Source organism: Bacillus sp. 103mf (genome assembly GCF_900116295.1).
Classification (GTDB): Bacteria; Bacillota; Bacilli; order Bacillales; family Bacillaceae_G; genus Bacillus_A; species Bacillus_A bruguierae.
In genome coordinates, this window is record NZ_FPAF01000002.1 from 491,271 (window position 1) to 511,789 (window position 20,519).

General features: G+C 32.1%; 19 protein-coding genes and 1 pseudogene. 10 read left to right on the top strand and 10 right to left on the bottom strand.

Annotation, left to right across the window (positions count from 1 at the left end; genetic code table 11):
* Window positions 1-436: 436 nt before the first annotated feature.
* Window positions 437-619, top strand: coding sequence for a hypothetical protein (locus BM350_RS09000; protein ID WP_090917676.1), 183 nt, complete (start codon window positions 437-439; stop codon window positions 617-619).
* A gap of 123 nt (window positions 620-742) precedes the next feature.
* Here the strand turns inward: BM350_RS09000 and BM350_RS09005 are convergent, their stop codons facing one another.
* From BM350_RS09005 to BM350_RS09015, 3 genes are all read right to left on the bottom strand, one after another.
* Window positions 743-1,243, bottom strand: coding sequence for a shikimate kinase (locus tag BM350_RS09005; protein WP_090917678.1), 501 nt, complete (start codon window positions 1,241-1,243; stop codon window positions 743-745).
* A 26-nt stretch (window positions 1,244-1,269) separates the two neighbouring features.
* Entirely contained in the window at window positions 1,270-1,737 is a 468-nt protein-coding gene (locus BM350_RS09010; protein ID WP_090917680.1) for a GNAT family N-acetyltransferase, read from the bottom strand.
* An 88-nt stretch (window positions 1,738-1,825) separates the two neighbouring features.
* Window positions 1,826-2,320 (bottom strand): DinB family protein, encoded by a 495-nt coding sequence (locus tag BM350_RS09015; protein WP_090917682.1) that lies wholly within the window; start codon window positions 2,318-2,320, stop codon window positions 1,826-1,828.
* Between the two features lie 105 nt (window positions 2,321-2,425).
* Between BM350_RS09015 and BM350_RS09020 the strand changes: the two genes are divergently transcribed.
* Window positions 2,426-3,238 carry an N-acyl homoserine lactonase family protein gene (locus BM350_RS09020; protein ID WP_090917685.1) on the top strand — a complete coding sequence of 271 codons (813 nt, stop codon included), beginning with the start codon at window positions 2,426-2,428 and terminating at the stop codon, window positions 3,236-3,238.
* Window positions 3,239-3,291: 53 nt separating this feature from the next.
* Here BM350_RS09020 and BM350_RS09025 read toward each other — a convergent pair whose 3' ends face one another.
* Entirely contained in the window at window positions 3,292-4,029 is a 738-nt protein-coding gene (locus BM350_RS09025) for a YwaF family protein (protein WP_090917687.1), read from the bottom strand.
* Window positions 4,030-5,668: 1,639 nt separating this feature from the next.
* Here BM350_RS09025 and BM350_RS09040 point away from each other — a divergent pair.
* The 7 genes and pseudogenes from BM350_RS09040 to BM350_RS09070 all read left to right on the top strand — a co-directional run bounded on the left by BM350_RS09040 (window position 5,669) and on the right by BM350_RS09070 (window position 12,613).
* Window positions 5,669-6,937 (top strand): helix-turn-helix domain-containing protein, encoded by a 1,269-nt coding sequence (locus tag BM350_RS09040; protein ID WP_090917691.1) that lies wholly within the window; start codon window positions 5,669-5,671, stop codon window positions 6,935-6,937.
* Window positions 6,938-7,321: 384 nt separating this feature from the next.
* Window positions 7,322-7,984, top strand: coding sequence for a hypothetical protein (locus BM350_RS09045; protein WP_090917693.1), 663 nt, complete (start codon window positions 7,322-7,324; stop codon window positions 7,982-7,984).
* Between the two features lie 22 nt (window positions 7,985-8,006).
* Window positions 8,007-8,204: pseudogene (locus BM350_RS09050) on the top strand (hypothetical protein); the annotation flags it as partial.
* A gap of 275 nt (window positions 8,205-8,479) precedes the next feature.
* Complete coding sequence (locus BM350_RS09055) at window positions 8,480-9,403, top strand: ABC transporter ATP-binding protein (RefSeq protein WP_090917695.1); 924 nt, start codon at window positions 8,480-8,482, stop codon at window positions 9,401-9,403.
* On the top strand, window positions 9,400-10,143 hold the full coding sequence (locus tag BM350_RS09060) for an ABC transporter permease (protein ID WP_090917698.1): 744 nt from the start codon (window positions 9,400-9,402) through the stop codon (window positions 10,141-10,143). Before BM350_RS09055 ends, BM350_RS09060 begins: the two co-directional genes overlap by 4 nt.
* Before the next feature lie 15 nt (window positions 10,144-10,158).
* Window positions 10,159-10,896, top strand: coding sequence for an ABC transporter permease (locus BM350_RS09065; protein ID WP_090917699.1), 738 nt, complete (start codon window positions 10,159-10,161; stop codon window positions 10,894-10,896).
* A 448-nt stretch (window positions 10,897-11,344) separates the two neighbouring features.
* Window positions 11,345-12,613, top strand: coding sequence for a helix-turn-helix domain-containing protein (locus BM350_RS09070; RefSeq protein ID WP_090917701.1), 1,269 nt, complete (start codon window positions 11,345-11,347; stop codon window positions 12,611-12,613).
* 165 nt (window positions 12,614-12,778) lie between these two features.
* On the opposite strand, the gene BM350_RS09075 is transcribed toward BM350_RS09070, so the two are convergent.
* The 3 genes from BM350_RS09075 to BM350_RS09085 all read right to left on the bottom strand — a co-directional run bounded on the left by BM350_RS09075 (window position 12,779) and on the right by BM350_RS09085 (window position 15,878).
* Window positions 12,779-13,600: a GH25 family lysozyme gene (locus BM350_RS09075; RefSeq protein ID WP_090917703.1), complete on the bottom strand. Its 822-nt coding sequence runs from the start codon at window positions 13,598-13,600 to the stop codon at window positions 12,779-12,781.
* Between the two features lie 535 nt (window positions 13,601-14,135).
* A complete protein-coding gene (locus tag BM350_RS09080) occupies window positions 14,136-14,990 on the bottom strand; it encodes a phospholipase C (protein ID WP_090917705.1) in 855 nt (284 codons plus the stop codon).
* Between the two features lie 120 nt (window positions 14,991-15,110).
* Window positions 15,111-15,878 (bottom strand): hypothetical protein, encoded by a 768-nt coding sequence (locus tag BM350_RS09085; RefSeq protein WP_090917708.1) that lies wholly within the window; start codon window positions 15,876-15,878, stop codon window positions 15,111-15,113.
* Window positions 15,879-16,280: 402 nt separating this feature from the next.
* Here BM350_RS09085 and BM350_RS09090 point away from each other — a divergent pair, with 402 nt between their 5' ends.
* On the top strand, window positions 16,281-17,201 hold the full coding sequence (locus tag BM350_RS09090) for a Nif3-like dinuclear metal center hexameric protein (RefSeq protein ID WP_090917710.1): 921 nt from the start codon (window positions 16,281-16,283) through the stop codon (window positions 17,199-17,201).
* Window positions 17,202-17,554: 353 nt separating this feature from the next.
* On the opposite strand, the gene BM350_RS09095 is transcribed toward BM350_RS09090, so the two are convergent.
* From BM350_RS09095 to BM350_RS09105, 3 genes are all read right to left on the bottom strand, one after another.
* Entirely contained in the window at window positions 17,555-18,613 is a 1,059-nt protein-coding gene (locus tag BM350_RS09095; protein ID WP_090917711.1) for a sensor histidine kinase, read from the bottom strand.
* Window positions 18,610-19,323, bottom strand: coding sequence for a response regulator transcription factor (locus tag BM350_RS09100; RefSeq protein WP_090917712.1), 714 nt, complete (start codon window positions 19,321-19,323; stop codon window positions 18,610-18,612). Before BM350_RS09100 ends, BM350_RS09095 begins: the two co-directional genes overlap by 4 nt.
* 500 nt (window positions 19,324-19,823) lie before the next feature.
* Window positions 19,824-20,036 (bottom strand): alpha/beta-type small acid-soluble spore protein, encoded by a 213-nt coding sequence (locus BM350_RS09105; protein WP_090917714.1) that lies wholly within the window; start codon window positions 20,034-20,036, stop codon window positions 19,824-19,826.
* Between the last annotated feature and the right edge of the window lie 483 nt (window positions 20,037-20,519).

The following is a 20,519-nucleotide window of genomic DNA, read 5'->3' on the forward strand; positions in this document are numbered from 1 at the left end:
TCTCTTCTTAATTTTATCTTTGGTTTTCTTTTTGGTTATGCTCTGTTTTGGTTGTTAATCACCTTCTATGGAGTTGATTGTTTAATTAATAGTTGTTCAGATATGGTTGGGGAAGAATGGGGTACTATCATTTTGGGACTCATGATTACTCTCATAATAAGTGGTATTCTTTTGCCAACGTTCATATTTACGAACCGAAAATTTTTACGCGTTGTGAAGATAAGAAAAAAATATTATTCTCTTTTTATTTCACTATTTTTTGTTTTTGGTATTATGTATACATTTAAGGTGGAATCATATTGGCCCGTTTTAAATGATTATTGTGGAGAAATTTACAATGGAAATTTCTAAATAGGCAATTACATATAAAAAACAATTTATACAACTATAAAGAAATTTCGGTTAAAATTACATTGCAAAGGAGGTTTTCCATATTATGAATAATATGCCATTGGGGCTAACTTTTATATCGGTAGGTATTCTTTTCTTACTATTATCTATAACACTTTCATTGCCTATTGCATTATGGGCAGTTTTGCTTAGTACAAGCATTATTTTAAACATATCAGGTACTGTAATTTTAATGCGTTTTATTAAAACAGTACCGAAAGTAAAGTGACCTTATGTAAGACGGTCACTTTACTTTTTGCACATGATCAGCGCTGAAAAGAAACAAGATTATGATTCAATAATTATAAAGTGAAACTTTAATCAGTGGGGGTTTTTATGTCGTTTTTTCAACTTATATATCAACTTCTCTATTATCCTTCAAAACAACCACCTTATCACCATACTCCCCAAACATATACAAAATCTCTGCTTTACTCTCCCTTTCAAAACCCCTCGTCCACTTAAACATCTTCAAATACATGTGAAAGCTTGGCTTATAGTTCGCCTTTTCAAGCTGAAGTAGTTGTAAAATAAATCTCTTCGTTATTCTATATATCCTTTTTGAAAGAGCTACATCTAAAAAGATGATGATATCTGCATGTTGAAAACTTTGAGATACCCATGTATGATGGGCGCCTTCAACAATCCAAGCATCAGAACTGACAATATCGTTCAGTTGCTTATCTCTTTCTTCAGGCGTATTTCTTATATCCCCTTTTTCAGACCTTTTCCAAACGACGTTGTCGAGCTCATAATATGGAATGTTTAACTGTGAAGATAACATTCTTGCTAAAGTTGTTTTCCCGCTCCCGACAGAACCTATAATATGAATTTTACTTGTCAATACGACCACCGCTTTTTGAATTTATATAACCTTATCTACATCTTCTTCCTCATTCTCCAGCAACGCTGATTGTAAGAATTCCGCTCTTCTCCCAATCTTTCAAGTCCTTGTTTTTCATAAAATTTGATGGCTCTTAAATTGGACTGTGCCACGCGAAGGTGATATTCAAGTAAATTACGCTTTTTAAACTGCTCCTCAGCATATTGAAAAATCTCTTTACTATATCCCTTTCCGCGCCCCTCGGGAATTACATATACAAAACTTACATAACCAATCTCTCTTCCTTCATAATGGTCATATCGAAGCACTAATTCCCCGACTACCTGTTGATTATGTTCCAAGAGAACAAATCCTTCCGGAAAATTTAGTTGCTTTTGCTTTGCATACTTTATATATTCACTCTCATTAAACTGAAGTTCCTCATCTGTATCTGTGAAAAATCTAATGATAGTCTGTTTATCTTTTTCTACATCGACACGACGAAATGTAAGCATTGGCATCATTTCCTTTCATCTCATACTTAAGTTAATCGTACAATATCTTTCATTTCGGTAAAATAATCCAAAACTTTAGGATACATATAAGAAATCCTTATGAATCTAGCCTATTGTTTTCAATCATTGCTTTCAAATTTCTTTCGCTTAGTCCATTTTGACAAAAATCAAATTTCGTGTTCTTTATTCTTTTCACTCGGTCAACAATTTGCCCTAAATGATAGGCAGTATGTTCCACAAGATGTAGAAGGCTATGTATATCTATTTCTACATTTTGTTTACTATTTACCACTTTCACAAACTCTTTTTTCCAATTCGTAAAGGCCTCTTCAATCATGGAACACAAAGCAGTTGATGATATGTCTAAATGAGGAAAATACTCTTCAATCCCTTCTTCAAACTTTATATCCGGATTCGAGTACCGAGCTGTATTTCTTTTTATATGCTCGCAAATATGTAAGGCGATTCCACCAATTGAATTCATCTCCTGCTTCCACAGTTCTTCGGTGTTTAAACGATGAATTGCTTGGAGTAGTTTCAGAAGATAATGGTCGTACATACGATGATATGTAATTTGAAAAACCAATTGCATGTCTATTCACTCCATATTTAACATAATATTTCATTGAAACAAATATTTTGCATAAAATACATAATTATCTTATAATTTATTTTATTTTTTATCCAGAGGTGAAAAATGATGACGAGTAAAATACATGTATGGCATACCGGGCAAGTGTACATTGATCAAGCGATGGCATTTCAAGAGAAAACATGGCATCCGATGCCTTATACTGGATGGTTCAGAAGTTCTACTAAAAAAAGATGGATGCCTGTTTCCGCGTACTTAATTGAGCATCCAAAAGGATTAGTCTTAATCGATACAGGATGGCACGAAGATATGAGAACAAATCCGAAAAAACATTTAGGTTGGCTTACTTCTACTATGTTTACTGGTACTTTACCGGAAGGACAGTCTGTTGCAGAAAGACTTCAAGCAAAAGGAATTCAGAACAAGGATATTGATTACGTATTACTGACCCATCTTCATTCCGACCATGTAAGCGGAGTAAAACACGTGGCAGATGCGAAACATATTATAACGAATGAACTAGAATGGCATGCCGCCCAAAAAGACACTGGGTACATTAGATCAATGTGGGAAAGTGTTCCTATTAATACTTTTCAGTTACAAGAAATTCCGCACGGCCCTTATCAGTTAGGCTATGATGTATTTCAAGATGGTTCTCTCTATATGGTATATACACCTGGCCATAGCAAGGGATTATGCTCTGCACTGGTACAAACAACGAAAGGCTGGGTACTATTAGCTAGTGATGTTGGCTATTCAGAGAGATCCTGGGAACAAAATGTATTACCTGGGGTAACTATTGATAAGGCTGCTGCTCAAAAATCTTTAGATTGGGTCAGAGAATTTAGGAAAAGAGAAGATTGTGTACAAGTGATAGCCAATCATGATCCGAGTATTAACGAGCAAGTTATTGAATAATAAAACCACACCATCGCTAAATCTGTAGCGGGGTGTGGTTTCACTTTTCTCACTCAAATGTTTCTTAATAATTTTTTATTCATACGACTTCTATTTCTGTTAAATGGTATATACAAGATTAGACATGCAATAAACGCAACAACTTCTAATGAAATAATATAGTAAGGATAAGGACCTAACATATCAAGTAATGAAGCCGTCTCTGGCTTATGCGCTAAAAACATATAGTTCCCGCCTGTTTTATAGTTTACAAATAAAATAATTGGTAGCAATGCATTTAAAAATAGCATCGTACGTTTAATCGATTGAAAAGTTGGTCTATACCCTTCCACCCACGTCATAAAGAGCGGTGACAAAACGAGTAATGCATGTGCGATGAAATATTCTATGAAGCGAAAATGCGGAAATGCATACTGTAAGTTTGGAGTTAAAATTGCTTGCGCTGCCCCGATAATTCCTGTAAAAAAGACAATTTCATATAGCTTATAACTTTTCGTTATAATCATAATAGATGCCAGTAATAAACTAATCGTACATAACTCAAATGGTAAGGATGTACTGAGTCGAAAAATCCCCGCCTTCACTTGCCATATATCCAATCCAATTTCACTGCCTATAAACAAAAAAGCAATTGTGTATCGAACCATTATATTCCATTGCTCTTGGCGGAGTAAATCCTGATATTGATATAGAAAATAAATCCCTAAACCGATAAGAAGAAGTATAATAACGTGTTGTTTCGAGTATGGGACAAACGGTTCTAATGGAGCTGCTCGAAAATATGCTTCCATGCTCCCTCCTCCTTTCCTTCATACAATATTATGGTAAAAAAGGAAAGACTCGTCAACTAATTTACTTTCTTTCCAAACCAATCACAATTTTATAGAGAATTTGCGATTGAAAAATCATTATCTGTATGAATAAAAACCACATCACCTCTAAAACTGTAGAGATAATGTGGTTTCACTTTTATAAATCCAAAATCGTGGACACTTAAAAAGTCCATGATTCAAGATCTTTTATCTTCACACCGATTTCCTCAATGCAATATTTTATGGAATGAATTCCCTTATCCCCTTTATAATTTACTTAATACATATTGGTAGTGTAACAATTGAACAAACTAAAAAATGCTCGAAAGTCTTTGTGATATTTTTCATTTTATATATCGCATTTCTTTTATTTTCTCCAAATAGACTATTAGGTAGAACTGCCATCCAAAAAGATGATATAAAATTACACGTATACGCACAGGCTACTACAGGAGCACCGCAGAGAATCAATAATAGTGATTTAGCTAGATTAAAAGAGTTATCTATTCCACTTAAAATTCTTAGTTAATAAAACGGTACAGTACAATACCTCACTACATACACGAACATATTTTATAGTTTATAAGGATGGAGGGAATAAAGTGTTTGAGTTGGTAATATTCGCTTTTTTTATAATGATTTCTAGCCTTTTAGTATTAGTTACCGGTTTATTTTGGTTTTTAGGTTCTTATTTTACCTTAACTACAAATAATGAAAGATGTTTAATGAAACAAGAATTAATTAAAGTGAGTTTTATATCTTCCTTTTTTTTAGTAGGTAGTATTATCATTTTGCTCGCTTTCTATTTTTCTATATAGATTCTTAGTACCTTATTTTAATAAAAATACATTTTAATTTGAAATCCACCATCAAAGATACTTATTATTCCTATACAAATATATGTTTTCATTTCCCCCTCCCTCTTATTCGAAAAACACTTATTTTTCGACTCATTAAATATCAATTAATGTATAATGTTATTTGGTAAATTGTTAGTAAAAGTTTATAAGGGGAAAAACGATGAAACTACTACAGAATAAACACGCTTGTATCGGAGTCACAGCAAACCTTATTTTTTTATCTGTCTTGAATGCTTTTATATGTATGATGCTAATGACCTCCATAAAAGTGATAAAGTTGAACTCACATATGTATTTTTTGCTCTGTTAGTTCCATTAGGCATCTCAAATATTTATTCATACATAGCTTTACAAAAACAGGAAAAACCCAAATGGTTAATCACGCTAAATCTAGCTATTTCTATAATTTTCACTTTTTTCACTAGTCTTGGGTTTATTTTTATTTTATACGTGTACATTTAGCAATGATTATGCCAATGCTTCAAATAATAAAGGAATTGATTTTCAGATAGAAGGCTTTCGCCTTAAAAATTTGAAGGTGTAAAGCATCAATTTTAGATAGGAGATAGATTTTGTTAAGCGTGAGCATCAGTGAATTGGTATAATATAGTAATATGGGTAGAAAGGCATATACAATGTTATTTCCCTATCCGGATGTAAAACTATACACATATCACAACTAGGAATATACGGATATCACTCTTGTTATATTGTCCTAAAATAATCAAACCAGGCCATTCAAAGAAAGGAGTGCAAATATGAACATTGGTGAACGTATTCGGCAAATGCGTATACATAAAGAATTCACACAAGGAGAACTAGTATCCGGGATATGTTCTATAACTTATTTAAGTAGAATTGAAAATGGACAGATTAAACCTTCAACTTCTTTTTTAGAAAAGGTCGCTGAAAAGCTCGAGGTTGATTACAATTTTCTTGTCGATGGAAATAATGACGATATGGAACCTAAGATTCTTGAAATATGTAACAGGTATAAAAACGATAAGGTGATAAGTGAGAAAGACTTATCTTTCTTAGAAGTGTATGTGCGTGATATAGACTCTATTCTTTTATTATTAAAGGCTTATGGTGTTTTAATATACTATCATTCCCGAAATAATAACTTATTACATGTAGCACCCATCGTGAATCAGGCTTCGCAAGTCATTCCAAATCAAGTAGATCCCCAATATACCGAAGATTTTATATATTATTTAAAGGCTCGAGGTCATTATCTTTATAATAGACAAGACTATATGGCTGCACATGAAATTTATGTGCAGATTGAGAGTTTACTTGGCCTAGAAGAAACTGAGCAACACGCTGCTATATATTACAACCTATGTCATGTAAATAAATACCTTTATAAAGATAAAAGCATTGGTCGCTTGTATGCTAAAAAAGCATACAGACTGTACGAAAAATTAAATAGAGAGAATGATGTAATAAATACTCTTTTAATGCTCGTACTGCTGTATCATTCAGATGAATTATATGACAAAGCTCTTGAATCCTTACAGCAGGCAGAACTTAGAGCGAAAGCTAATGGTAATTCTATGCATTTGCCTATAATTTCGTATAATTACGGAAAAATTTATCAAGGTTTAAAAGACTATACGAATGCTATTAAATATTATGAAGAAACTTTGCAACTGAGTGAGTTTCTCCCAAACAAAACTCAAAAGATATACGTATTACGAGGCTTAATAGAGATTCATATAGAATGTAAGGATTGGAAAACTGTTAATAAACTTATGGATGAGGCATTTCATTTTTTATCAACTTCTGATGTACCTTCCGCTCATGTTCAACTATATGGATTTAAGGGAAAGATATCCAAATTAAGAGGAGATGATTATGGATATGAAAAATATATGCAAAAAGCTGTTGAAATAGGTTTAGAAAAAAAACAATACCCTTTAGTTCGTGAACTCGCTACTGAACTAGGAAACTATTTTTATGGTAATCGTGCTTATAAAATGTCGGCAAAATATCTTAAAATATTGAGTCAATTCCCCCCCACTTAAACATAGCTTTAGGTGGGATTTCTTATGTATTCGTCCACGCCAAAACACTTCCTTGCAAGGGCATCATCTTCCATATATATCTATTTTTTCGGCATATAAGTCGCTGCGCTGCTATGTAGAATACAACATGACCGCCTCTATGCATAGCCAGATGCTATCGCCCGCCTAAAAAGAAAGAAGATTTTATGTTGATTTTTTAATTTGTATTTATATAGATTAGAAATCAACTGTTTCCTACTATTTTAAAATAAGTAAAATAACAAGTTTAAAACGAGTGATTATTCGCCAAAATTTTAATGAAATTTTACTAATTGTGATTAACATAAATGAACACGTATATTTTAAGTACAGAAAGTCAAACAGCAAGGAGGTGAAATTATTCTGGTGCTAGAGACAAAAAGTTCTCCAAATATGATAGACAATATCAATTATCATTTGAAGCAGAATAAGGAACATAATCAATATTTAAAAATCTGTTCAAATGAACATGAAGTATTGCCATATCATGTTTATAAACACTCATTGAATAAACAAGCATCACAAAAAGAAATGATTAATCTAGTTAAACCATTGATTCATATTAATACGTTAGCTCAAATTCTATACGAAGCATTTCACAATCAAACATTCACAGCTTTAGTGCCTATTTTATTTGTTTTTCAACCAAATATAGTAACTGGTATATCGACATCAGGTGCTTATTCAATTGATTTTTATAATGATTATTTTGTTCATTTAAAAGATATAAATATTCAAGAATTGAAGGCAAGAATAGGCGAACAAAAAGGACCAGTAGCTATCGGATATATGATAAACCAAAACGAAAGTATCCAGCATTCAAAAGAATTTATGTATCAAAGGTTAAAAGAACAAACTACAGAATGTATGTTAGCCTTACAAAAGAAATTGTATTTACACGGAGAGTTAGAAGAACAAATTCAGCTGTCATTTGATTTCAAAAAAATAAGGATGCCTTTAATTGTCTTGCAATGGATTAAACAGACAGCATTACATGAAAGGAATAATAATGCAGCATACTTTACCTAATAAATAAGAAAGAGGGATAAATATGGATACGAAAAGAAACGAAACGGGAACTAAGCAAAAAGTAGCAAGATATTCGGCTGGAATCGCTATACTTTTAATATTGATATCCTTTATATACCAATGGAAAAACGGTTTAGTGATTGATAGTACTGAAAACTTCGGTCTAGCATTCGCTGTTATCATTTTTATTTCTAGTTTTATGCCTAAAAGAAAAAGAGAGCGAAACGTAGTAGGATATACCAGTGGAATTGCTATACTTTTAATATTGATATCCTTTATATATCAATGGAAAAACGGTTTAGAGGTTGATACTACTGAAAACTTCAGTCTAGCAATAATTGTTGCCATTTTCCTTTCTAGTTTTATTCCTAAAAGAAAAAGCGATAGTAAATAATTTAATAAGCATTTGAGAAATAGATCTCGAATGCTTATTCCTACAAATACAAATTCAATCAGATAATGAATTTTAAATTCTAACGTCAGGCGGTTGATATTATGAATAATCAAGTTTTAAACATTAAAGGTTTGCATAAAAAATATAAAGAGAAGCATGTTTTAAAAGGAATTGATTTAACTATAAATAAGGGTGAAATATTTGGATTATTAGGTCCAAACGGAGCTGGTAAATCTACACTTTTTAAAATTATATTAGGATTGATAGAAGCTGATGAGGGGTCTGTAGAAGTATTAGGGTCAGATATAAAGAAAAATAGAATTGAAATTTTATCTAAAACAGGTTCATTAATTGAAGCACCGAGCTTTTATGATCACTTATCTGGATACGAGAACTTATTAATTGTTTCTAAAATGAAAAATATGAATGATAAAGAACATGTAAAAGAACTTTTGAATGTATTTAAATTATACGAGGATCGTAATCGGGCTTTTAAAAAATATTCTCTTGGCATGAAACAACGTTTAGGATTAGCTGCTGCTTTCATGAATAACCCTCAATTGCTAATATTGGATGAGCCTACTAACGGTTTAGATCCACAAGGAGTTTATGAAGTGAAAGAATTAATAAAAAAAGCTCCAAGTATATTTAATTCTACCATAATCTTGTCCAGTCATATTTTAAGCGAAGTGGAACAAATGGCTGATCATATAGGGATTATTCATAAAGGGGAAATAAAATACCAAGGTTTGTTATCTTCTTTAAAAAATAAACAATCATTACATATTGTTGAATTTAGTGTTAATAATGTAACTTTTACTGAACAATTACTTAGACAATCTAATTATACATTTAATGTAAACAACAACATATTTAGTATTGAATATTACGATGAAAGTTCACTTAATGACATTCAACAACTATTAGTAACGAATCAGATTTTCATTCAATCTTTCCAAACTAAAAAGCAGAATTTAGAGGAAGCGTATTTAGATATTATTGAACAAGGTGCTGTAAGTGTATGAGAAATGTATTAGCTACTGAGTATATAAAATATAGAAAAAGTCATTTACTGTTTTTGGTTATTTTAGGTCCTATTATACTTGCGTTAGTTGAATTTGTCGGATTGAGTTATTATAGTAACTCTCATACGATTAAATTAGAAACTATATTCGGTATTAATTTACAAATTCTGAAATATATATTGAACTTTTTTATCGTGTTTATTATAGCTAGTGTGAACAATGTAGAGTATAAAAATTCTACATGGGAAAGAACATTTACATATCCAGTACAGAAATTTAGTGTCTATCTAAATAAGTTCTTTGTTGTTATGATTGCTCTTACTATGACAACCTTCATACATGTGATTTGTACAGTATTACTAATCCCATGTTTAGGAATTTCTCTAGATGCAGTTTCCATGCAACATGTTTTTACTTTACTGTTATTCCCATTTATTATTAGTGTCCCATTCTGCGCTTTGGCGTTCATTATATCTATTAATGTATCAAATCAATCATTGATTGTTGTACTAGCTCTAGGGTCATATCTTTTTGGTGATATGTTCAATTCTACTAAGATTTGGTGGTTTCCTATTTCATATCAAATTTTATATTTTCCAATCAATTATGTGAATCATCTAGATGCCTTTAACACATTATTGGAATACGATAAATGGTACATACTAGCAGGAATTCCTATTACTTTGTTGATTCTAGGACTTGGATATATTTTATTTAGTAAATTGAATAATAAAAACTAACAAAGGAGATTTCAAATGATAAATTTAATTCATTCTGATTGGATCAAAGTAAGAAAACACCCTCAACAAATTACATTATTTATTCTTGCACTTTGTCCGATTATATATTCAATGATTATGTATACTAAATTCATTGTCAAAAAGTATAATCATGGCTTGGATAACGAATGGATGGGGGTATGGATGTTGATATCTTTTTTCTACGTTGGTTTTTTTCTCCCTGTCATTTCAGGATTGGTAACAACTTTCTTGTGTCAGTTTGAAAGCAAAACAAATTGGAAATTAATGTATTTATATCCAGTTGATTATCTCAAAATTACTTTATCTAAATTTATATCCATTGTATTATTATTTTCTGCACTACACTTAATCGTTTTAATAAGCTTATATGTATCAGGAATGTATTTTGATTTTACAGATTCATTTCCTTTATTATTTATGATAAAAGTATTTTTACTTTCTGGTGTTGCGGCAATACCTCTTATAATAGTACAACTCTTATTATTCTTATTTATTAAAGAATTTATCACTTTTACATTTGTTAATATAATGTTATCTTTAATCGGTGTATTTCTTTTCTCAGAATTAAAGTGGGGATTTGGATATATATGGTCTCTACCAATCAAATCGATAGAATTAGTTGATCAAAGTACGTTGTCTATTAGTATATTATTAGTATCGATACTTGCATTTACAATTGGTATGATTTTAATTACAGCACGTTATTTAAAATCATTGAGAAAAACAGTATAAAAAGAGTTCATCTGGTATGATGGACTCTTTTTATGCTGTTTATTGGGAGGGGTTTTTATGGTGAAAAAAGGACAATTATTTGAGGATTAATGTAATACATGAAATCGTAAGCATTTTAATCGTATAGAAGACTTTCATTTCAAAAATGTGCAGGTATAAAACACTACTTTTAGGTGGGAGATGAATTTTGTTAAGCGTGGCCCCAAGTGAATTGGTATAATATAGTAATATCGGTAGCAGAAAGAGACAGCTGATATAAGGAAAAAGGCATACAAATTTCATATGCATTCAAATAAGTATTACGGTTCAAAACCATTAGTTGCAGTTGTGTTGTACCCCATTGTTTCCTTCATATTTGGAGTGATACGTATAAGAAAATAGAGACATTATTCTTATTATATTGCACGAAAATAACTAAACCGGGCCATTCAAAGAAAGGAATGAAGATATGAACATTGGTGAACGTATTCGACAAATACGTATACATAAAGGATTCACACAAAGGGAACTAGTATCTGGGATCTGTTCTATAACTTATTTAAGTAGAATTGAAAATGAACAAATTAAACCTTCAACTTCTTTTTTAGAAAAAATTGCTACAAAGCTAGATGTTGATTACAATTTTCTTGTCGATGCAGATTATGAGGATATAGAACCTAAGCTTCTTGAAATATGTAATAGGTATAAAAACGATAATATGATAAGTGAAAAAGGCTTATCTTCCTTAGAGCTGTATGTGCGTGATATAGACTCTATTCTCTTATTATTAAAGGCTTATGGTGTTTTAATATACTATCATTCTCGAAATAATAACTTATTACATGTAGCACCAATGGTAAATCAGGCTTCACAAGTCATTCCAAATCAAGTAGATCCTCAATATACCGAAGACTTTATATATTATTTAATGGCTCGAGGTCATTATTTTTATAATAAACAAGACTATATGACTGCACATGAAATTTATGTGAAGGCAGAGAGTTTACTTGGCCTAGAAGAAACTAAACAACACGCTGGTATATATTATAACCTAAGTCTAACAAGCCAAAGTCTTTATAAAGATCAAAGCATTAGTCGCTTGTATGCTAAAAAAGCATACAGATTGTATGAAAAATTAAATATAGAAAATCAAGTGATAAACATTCTTATAATCATTGCACTACAATATCAAAAAGATAATCTACCTGAGAAAGCTCTTGAATCCTTAAAACAAGCAGAAATTAAAGCAGAGGCTAGCAATAATCCTATGTATTTACCTTTGATTGCATATAATTATGGGAAAATATATCAAGGATTAAAAGATTATACCAATGCCATTACATATTATAAAAAAAGTTTACAGACTAGCAACCTTTATCCAGATCAAGCTCAAAAAATATACGCATTAAGAAACTTAATAGAGATTTATATAGAATCTAAAGACTGGAAAACTGTTAATAAACTGATGGATGATGCATTAGAAATTTTATCAATTGCTGATATGCCACATGCGTATGTTAACATCTTTGGACTTAAAGGAAACGTATCTAAACTAAGAGGAGATTATTATGGATACGAGAAAAATATGCAAAAAGCAATTGAACTGGGCCTAGAAAAAAAACAGTACCCTTTAGTTCGTGAACTCGCTACTGAACTAGGAAACTATTTTTATAATAATCGTGCTTATAAAATGTCAGCAAAGTATTTGAAAATAGCCATTGAAAATTCCGTAGATTAAAAAATGATAAGAGAGTATAAAATATTTTGTATAAATGAATACAGATACTAAAAAGGAAGACCTTTTCTTGGTAGAATTGAGTTACCACACAAAATTCACAGAAAAAAGATCTTCCTATCGTGCCATCCCATACGATATACATCATGCAGGTTTTATAGAAAATAGCTAAATTTGCTCAACCCACATGCTATATGACGGAAAAATTTCTTTCAACTTCGCAAACGTTTCATCACACCATGTTTTGGAGTTGAAATCACCAATGATAATACGCTGATTTCCATCGTCAAGAGGTTGCGTCCACATCCCGTAGTCTGGGAAAATACCTTTGATTGTGTGATATACGCCTTCTATCCATTCAATCGAATTGAAGTCTCCTATAAAAATACGATAAAGTTCTTGAGCGTTTGTGAACCATTCGAGCGTCTTATCTCCGTTTAAATCATTTAGATCTACTTTTCCAATTCCATCAAGCCATCCCCCTGTTTCACCATCTGCATATTGCCATAAATCACATGCATATTTAGGTTTTCTTCCTCCATATCGTGGAATCCATAAGAAATCAGCTTGTACATTTTGTAATCCATAAGAGCCATACATATGATGTGATACATATAGGCCAACTTTCCAACCAGCATCCTTACAAGTAGTAATAAAGGCTTGCGATGCTTCCGCTAGGTTAGTAGCTCCGCAGCTTGCTAGCGTATCATCTTCAACATCCAACACAAGAAATTTTGCATCTGGATTTACACGTGCTAAAAAATCTTCCGCCTCTACAATGGCATCTGCAATACTTACATAACAACCGTAAGCATAAGCGGCATGAGGAATTCCATATGCTTCTAAATTTCGGACATGTTCATTGTACAGTGGATCTATTTTCCTTGAGCCATATTGAACGCGACAGATTGCTAAATCCAGTTGCGACGTCGCTATATCCCAATCGATGCTATCATTGTATTTTGAGAGGTCTACGATATGTTTCGTCATTATTCAACATCTCCTTTTTTCGTTTTCGTAATATAAATAACCGTTATACAAGTACATTTAGCATTGATTGTCTTAAAATCATTCAGATTTAATTGCCATTGATCTATTAAGTGAAAAGTAAATAAAATAATAAAAAACGTTGCAATCAATTGATTCAACGTTTTTTATCAGAGGTATTTTTCAAATTATGAATTAACGGATGTAATTAGGGTTTAGCCGAGAGACATGTAAAAATGGGTCATAATCTGGATTTTACCTCCACATTATGACCCACTTCACTTTTATCATTTCTATAAGATTACAAAAATGAAATTATACTGTACATTGATTGCTTATACTTTTTACTTCAGATTAAAATTTATTTTTATAAATTTTACAATAGTCTTTCATTGATTTTAAAAGCTTTGAAACTTCTAAAATACACTTATCAAACTCAAAATATAGCATTTACCCTCAGGATAACCCTTGAATCCAATAATCGTTTCCGTTTCACTTTATGACATACATAACTTTTGCCATGTGTAAAATGGATTTGTTATTTGTTATTCACGTACGTTTCAAACCATAAATGGATATATCCAGCTGTAATACGCTGCGCTTCCATTAAACGTTTTCCTGTTACTGGTGTTACTTCTGCACGCCATTTATCAGCAGAATCTTGTGATACAGCAGCCTTTAGGAACCAATTTTTCGTCTGATCATTAACAATTGATGGAAAATCAGCTTTTGCTGCAGCTGCTGATGCATGAACCCACTCTTCTGGATTTGCACTTTGCCAATTCCAATAGCCATTTCCATCCGTTACTCTATAATTGTCTTTCACTGTGTCAACGAAGTTTTCATATTTTGAGTGGAAGCCAAATGGATGCGAAATGTTAGTAAAGTTTGCTGCATGCATAGGCTGGTTGACATCGCCTAAATAATGAAGTGATAATCCTAAATAAAAGAATGCATTTTTCAGATCTTTATTTTGATAAGCTTCACCAGCTAGTTTAAAATACTTCGCTCCCGTTTGCTTTGCTTGTTTCGCAAATGGAATATACGTTTTTCCTGAATCTGGATCATAGAAGTGTGAAGCAAATGTGGAATGATCATAGTATGGGTTTTTATAATCCGCAGAGTAAATACCTTCCTCTAGATTCGTACGCCATTCATTTAATAGAGCTGTCTCATTTTGCTTCACAACAGTCGTATTTTGGGACATAATATCAATGGCTCTGTTTACAATCCATAAATGAGAGCTTACGCCTTCATTATGTATAGATTCTGCTGACCATTTTTGAGCAATAGGTGGATCAAATTGCCCATCATTTTCATGTGCGAATGCCACACTCTGAACAGGAGCTGTTAAAGCAATGACAGAAGCTATAGCTAAAATTTTTCTTTTCATAAATATTCCTCCAATTGATGTATCATTTAACTTTCCTTCATAGCATTTTCTCTTACTTTACCAAAAGATGCATGAAATACCAATAAATAAAATTATATAAAACTGAATGTAACGAATACCCTATTGTACAGGTACTAATTCATAGCCAACGTAGTCTTCAGGGGCAGATATTCCCCACAATTTATCCTGATTTGCAAATGGTTGCTCTGAAGTCTCTAGCTGGAAAGTTGTTATAACTCCATAACTAGATTGCTGTGGATCTGCATTATACCAATCAGTAGGTCTACCAAGTTTATCTCTCAGATAATCTGTTTTACCTGTTATTAAATCTATTTCCTTCGAATTTTTTTTCTTAACTGTTAACGTGCTTTTTGATTGGTCACTAAAATAAATCCAGCTTCGATTGCCTGCATTTACATATTTTTTTGTTCCTCCCGCATCAGCATTTGGTCCCCCAATCCACATTGACATTGTAATTGGAGTATTATTTCTTATATATCCATCACTCTCCACTCCAGACGGCGCTTCAAAATTGATAGGTGTACCATAATACTCATTACCTTTTGTATCCTTATGCCGTTCAGCATCACCGTAATAAGATGAGTTTTTATATTGAATTACATAATGCCAACCCGCAAATTTCTCATAAGTTACTCCAAGTCTATTCTGACCTACGGGTGCTACTCGTTTTTCAAAAGGAATACCTGTCACCCATAAATATTTATCTACTAGTATGTAATCTTTATTTATGGTAATTGGATCGCCGTATATATCAAGTATACGATCGTCCTCAGCTGCATAAGCAGAATTTGTAGGAAAAACAGTTATAATCAAACTAAATAGTAATAACAAAAACGTAAGTATGGGTAATTTTCTATTCATAAGCATATCTTAACTTCTCCTTATTTTATTAATGCTTTTACCATTTGCGCGCATCATCTACTAGTAGAACAGTCTCATCCTATCTAACAAATCTTTCATTTTTCTTTCATAAATGTTACAAAAGTCTTTCAAAGGTCTGACTTCTTTTCTGATGAAACAAACAAATAAAGCCGAAAACCTGCATGTTTATTGGCTTTATAGATCACCTATTCAATAATACATATACAAATATGCAATATTGCATATTTGTATATAATAATAATATTAAAAATAACATTACTCCTTTAAACAACAGGAGTAATGTTTAAAGGAATAAAAATAAAATTTCATATTAAAATATTCCCAATATTAAGTCAGATCATCTTATAATGAAATAATAAAAATCAAATTATTTGGGGGAATAATTTTATGGTTGAACTAAAAGAAATAGTGTCTAAATTAGATGCTGAACTTGATATAAAATCATTTGGGAAGGATTCTGCTTTCAGTCAATTCATACCAATGGTTTATGAACCTGTAAAATTTGATTGGAAAGCAATTTTCGAAAAAGACTTTGTGGAATTATTTAATGGTCTGATGTTAAAAGGAGATACAAATGTAGAAAAAATTTTTCTTGCCGTTTTTCCTACAGATAAAGTATTGGAACATTTTATAGAAGAAAGCAATAGCGGTGACTTACTCTTTATGCACCATCCCTTATTGATGGAGTGTGGAGACCCAAAAGGGACATGGGGAAAAGGCTTTGTTCCAATAAAAGAAAAGTACATCAAACAAATAAAAGAAAAAGATTTATCTGTCTATACCTGTCATGTACCGATGGATTATCATGCTGATTTAGGTACAAGTGTAGCTATTGCCAAACAATTAAATACAGAAGTTATTGATGGTTTTTTAACAAGTCCTAAAAATAATAAAGACCTAGTTTTAGTTTGTAATATTGAAGAAAAGAGTACAAGTGAACTAATATTTCACTTAAAAGAAATATTTGATATTCCATATGTTGATTTTGAAGGTAAGAGCATAAATAACATAAAGAAAATAGCTATCGTTGCAGGTTGTGGTGATAAAGTAAGTTGGATGGAAGAAGCTGAAAAAAGAGGAGTTCAAGCTTATATCACTGGCGAAATCCATTGCCATATTGATAATGATTATGGCAAACAAAAATACAACCAAATGATGGAATACGCTTCAAATACTTCAATGTCCTTAATCGGCGTTTCCCATTCGGCATCAGAATATCTTGTCCATAAAACATTGATGAAGGAATGGTTTGAGAATAACTTTAATGTTGAAACAGTTTTAATTCCACAGGAAAAATGGTGGTTATAAAGTTCTTAAATAATATTTAAAAGAGCTTGGGAATCCAAGCTCTTTTTTTGTAAATTTACTTGAAGGGTTTCTTATTTCTAAATACATTGCTTACTCATAATAACGTCAATGCCATTGTTAGACTATCTATATAAATCCATTTTATTTTTCCAACACATAAGTCGCCGCCGTGCAGAATACAACATGACCTGTACTTGCATGTGGTAGAAAAAGGCCCTGACCGTTTCTATGCGCGGCCAGTTGCTCTCGTCTCTCCTTAAAAGAAAGGGGGGGTTATGTCGTTTTTGAACTTGGACATATCTAACAATTTTTTATTTCTCTCTCGTAAATATTATAAAACTCTTTCAATGATCTTATTTCTTTTCTGATATAACGGGAAGAGTAAACCAAAATTCACATCCCTGTTTCCCATCCGGGCGATCCCGAACACCAATTTCTCCTTTATGCATTTCAACTAGTGATTTTGCAATGGCGAGTCCAAGTCCAGATCCTCCAGATTGTGAGCTTCTTGATGGGTCTGTTCTGAAAAAGCGTTCGAATATACGTAGTTGATCATTTAAAGCAATCCCTTCTCCTTCATCACGCAAAGTGAATTGGACTTGCTGCTCTTGCTTATTTTCCTCTACAATTAACTCGATTGTTCCGCATGTAGGAGAATGCCGAATCGCATTATGTAACAAATTATTGATAACCCGCGTTATTTTACATGGCATCATCCAAAGTCGTGGTAATGTATCCGAAACACGCAATTGCAAATCAATCTCTTTTTCCTTCAATAAGATAGTATGTGGATTTATTACTTTTAATAGAATACTATCTACATGTGTTAAACTTGGATGAAAAACTTCTTGTCCAAGTTCTAACTTAGAAAGATCAAACAAATCATTAATTAGTCCACTTAATCGTTGTATTTCGTTTAGGATTGTTGTTAAATACTGCTTTTTCAGATCAGGATCTTCAATTAAACCATCCTGTAATGCTTCTACCATCAATTGTATGCTGGCCATAGGAGTTCGTAAGTCATGGGAAATATTCGCAACCAGCTCAGCACGGGCTTTTTCTCCTTTTTCTAACTTAGTAAAGCTTTCTTCTAATTTTTTAGCCATTTCTTGAAAAGCTGTCGCTAATTCTTTAAACTCTTCCGGTTCTTTCCCTATTATGTACGTCGTTCCAAATTGTCTATCACTAAATTGTTTCGTTAATGCAATTAAGTTTTGAATAGATCTCATAATAGGACGTGTCATTAACCAGTAAATAATCGTTGAGATAATCAGTGCTACAATCACAATTCCCATAAATAATCGTGTCTGTTCCGGTCTAAGTAACATTCGCATTTCACTATACCAGATAGCAATTAACATAATCCCCGTACTTAATAAATTCATCAATAACAATTGATTCCGTAACTTCATATTTCATTTCCTCCATCTGGATCAAAGCGGTAACCTATGCCCCAAACTGTATGAATCCAGCGATTTTTTGTTGTATGCTTCTCTAACTTTTCACGGAGACGACTCATTAACACGGTTACTGTATTGGTGCACCCTTCATACTCAAATTTCCAAATTTGTTCAAGGAGTTGAGATCGTGAAAATACTTGTTTTGGATGTTTTGCCATGATATAAAGTACCTCAAATTCTTTCACCGTTAACTCAATTTCATATCCACAAACAAATACACGTCTTTTTATTGGATCAATTTTCAAATCTAGAAACTCTATCATTTCTGATACAGGTTCGTTTATTTGAATCGTTGCTTGATTTCCTCTTCTTAATATAATTTGCACCCTTAAGACTAATTCACGAGGTGAAAACGGCTTTGTCATATAATCATCTGCGCCCATTGTTAATCCTAAAATTCGATCTTTTTCTTCTCCCCTAGCGGTTAACATAATAATAGGAACATTAGAGTATCGGCGAATTTCCTCACATAATTCCCAGCCATCTTTTTTGGGCATCATCAAATCTAAAATAATTAGATCTGGTTGATATTGCTGAAACACATTCCAACCTTCTGTTCCATCTGCAGCGGTGTATACTTCATATCCTTCTCTTTCTAAGTACCGTTTGCATATTTCACGGATATTATCTTCATCTTCTATAATTGCAATTCTTGCTTTCATGCATAAAATCTCCTCTGTTCCTTTATCAATGATGAAAGAAATCTTTCTCTGATTCAATTATCATATAATCTTGAAAAATGTTTTCTCTAATTGCTGATATTTTTATTTTACTAACGACTAATATAAAATCGGTATTCATAAGTTTATCTTAGTTTAAATACCTTGCATTTCTCTTTCACAAATATAACAAAACTCTTTCACAAATATCATTTTTATTGTGTAGTTACTATATAAATCACTGCTATACAAAATACAACATGACCTGCACTTGCTTTCTCCCTTTGTTTTAATCCTCGCATGCGGCAGAAAAAAGTCCTGACCGCTTCTATGCACGGCCAGGTGCTCTCGTCCCTCCAAAAGGAAAAGAGGGGGTTATGTCGTTTTTTCAACTTATATAACAAAGAAAAAAGCACCCTATTTGGATGCTTATAGTGTAAGTGTTTAAACTTATTTATAAACGAATTACTACGTACTGCCACCTGGCATGTCTTCGGGTGAAATTAATGAGTGAATCCACCGCCTAGTTGTTGCTGAGCCATAGCTACTAAACGTTTTGTGATTTCACCACCAACAGAACCGTTTGCACGAGACGTTGTATCTGCACCAAGCTGTACACCAAATTCTTGTGCAATCTCATACTTCATTTGATCAATTGCATTCTCAGCACCTTGAATTAATACTTGATTATTATTTCTGTTATTCTTTCTTGCCATATGTATCACCTCCTACGATTTTAATTTGCTACGAATCATGGAAAATAAACATTCCTTTTTATGGTAAATAATTATTTGGAAGTTCATGTGTAACAAGAAAAGCAAAAAGAACTTGTAGCAATAACTACAAGTCCTTTTTGAGATAATGGTAGTAAGGGTAAACTATCTTAACAGTCAAAACAGGGGAAACTACTTACATAATGGTTTGACAAGTTTATTATATAACAAATATTAACATTTAAATTCTTTAATTTTGAAAATTTTGTGAATTTACGAAAAACAAATAATGTATTCCGTTTTATTCATTTAAAAACCTTTTGTTCATGATACGAATGTCTGTGGACAAAAAATGCCATGACTAGAAAACTAACTTTCTCAACCTCAAAAAATTGAATCTTTTGTATTTTTTGGTAAAATACACATATACTCTTTTTCGTTTGAAGTTCTATATTGTATCTCCTTTTTCGAAACGAACAAACTATG

What these genes read in the sequence shown, in the direction of transcription:
- BM350_RS09080 (WP_090917705.1), bottom strand. Translation starts at nt 14,990, where the DNA reads ATGAAAAGAAAAATTTTAGCTATAGCTTCTGTCATTGCTTTAACAGCT.
- BM350_RS09015 (WP_090917682.1), bottom strand. Translation starts at nt 2,320, where the DNA reads ATGCAATTGGTTTTTCAAATTACATATCATCGTATGTACGACCATTAT.
- BM350_RS09090 (WP_090917710.1), top strand. Translation starts at nt 16,281, where the DNA reads ATGGTTGAACTAAAAGAAATAGTGTCTAAATTAGATGCTGAACTTGAT.
- BM350_RS09095 (WP_090917711.1), bottom strand. Translation starts at nt 18,613, where the DNA reads ATGAAGTTACGGAATCAATTGTTATTGATGAATTTATTAAGTACGGGG.
- BM350_RS09055 (WP_090917695.1), top strand. Translation starts at nt 8,480, where the DNA reads ATGAATAATCAAGTTTTAAACATTAAAGGTTTGCATAAAAAATATAAA.
- BM350_RS09010 (WP_090917680.1), bottom strand. Translation starts at nt 1,737, where the DNA reads ATGATGCCAATGCTTACATTTCGTCGTGTCGATGTAGAAAAAGATAAA.
- BM350_RS09000 (WP_090917676.1), top strand. Translation starts at nt 437, where the DNA reads ATGAATAATATGCCATTGGGGCTAACTTTTATATCGGTAGGTATTCTT.
- BM350_RS09100 (WP_090917712.1), bottom strand. Translation starts at nt 19,323, where the DNA reads ATGAAAGCAAGAATTGCAATTATAGAAGATGAAGATAATATCCGTGAA.
- BM350_RS09020 (WP_090917685.1), top strand. Translation starts at nt 2,426, where the DNA reads ATGATGACGAGTAAAATACATGTATGGCATACCGGGCAAGTGTACATT.
- BM350_RS09085 (WP_090917708.1), bottom strand. Translation starts at nt 15,878, where the DNA reads ATGCTTATGAATAGAAAATTACCCATACTTACGTTTTTGTTATTACTA.
- BM350_RS09025 (WP_090917687.1), bottom strand. Translation starts at nt 4,029, where the DNA reads ATGGAAGCATATTTTCGAGCAGCTCCATTAGAACCGTTTGTCCCATAC.
- BM350_RS09065 (WP_090917699.1), top strand. Translation starts at nt 10,159, where the DNA reads ATGATAAATTTAATTCATTCTGATTGGATCAAAGTAAGAAAACACCCT.
- BM350_RS09040 (WP_090917691.1), top strand. Translation starts at nt 5,669, where the DNA reads ATGAACATTGGTGAACGTATTCGGCAAATGCGTATACATAAAGAATTC.
- BM350_RS09060 (WP_090917698.1), top strand. Translation starts at nt 9,400, where the DNA reads ATGAGAAATGTATTAGCTACTGAGTATATAAAATATAGAAAAAGTCAT.
- BM350_RS09075 (WP_090917703.1), bottom strand. Translation starts at nt 13,600, where the DNA reads ATGACGAAACATATCGTAGACCTCTCAAAATACAATGATAGCATCGAT.
- BM350_RS09105 (WP_090917714.1), bottom strand. Translation starts at nt 20,036, where the DNA reads ATGGCAAGAAAGAATAACAGAAATAATAATCAAGTATTAATTCAAGGT.
- BM350_RS09070 (WP_090917701.1), top strand. Translation starts at nt 11,345, where the DNA reads ATGAACATTGGTGAACGTATTCGACAAATACGTATACATAAAGGATTC.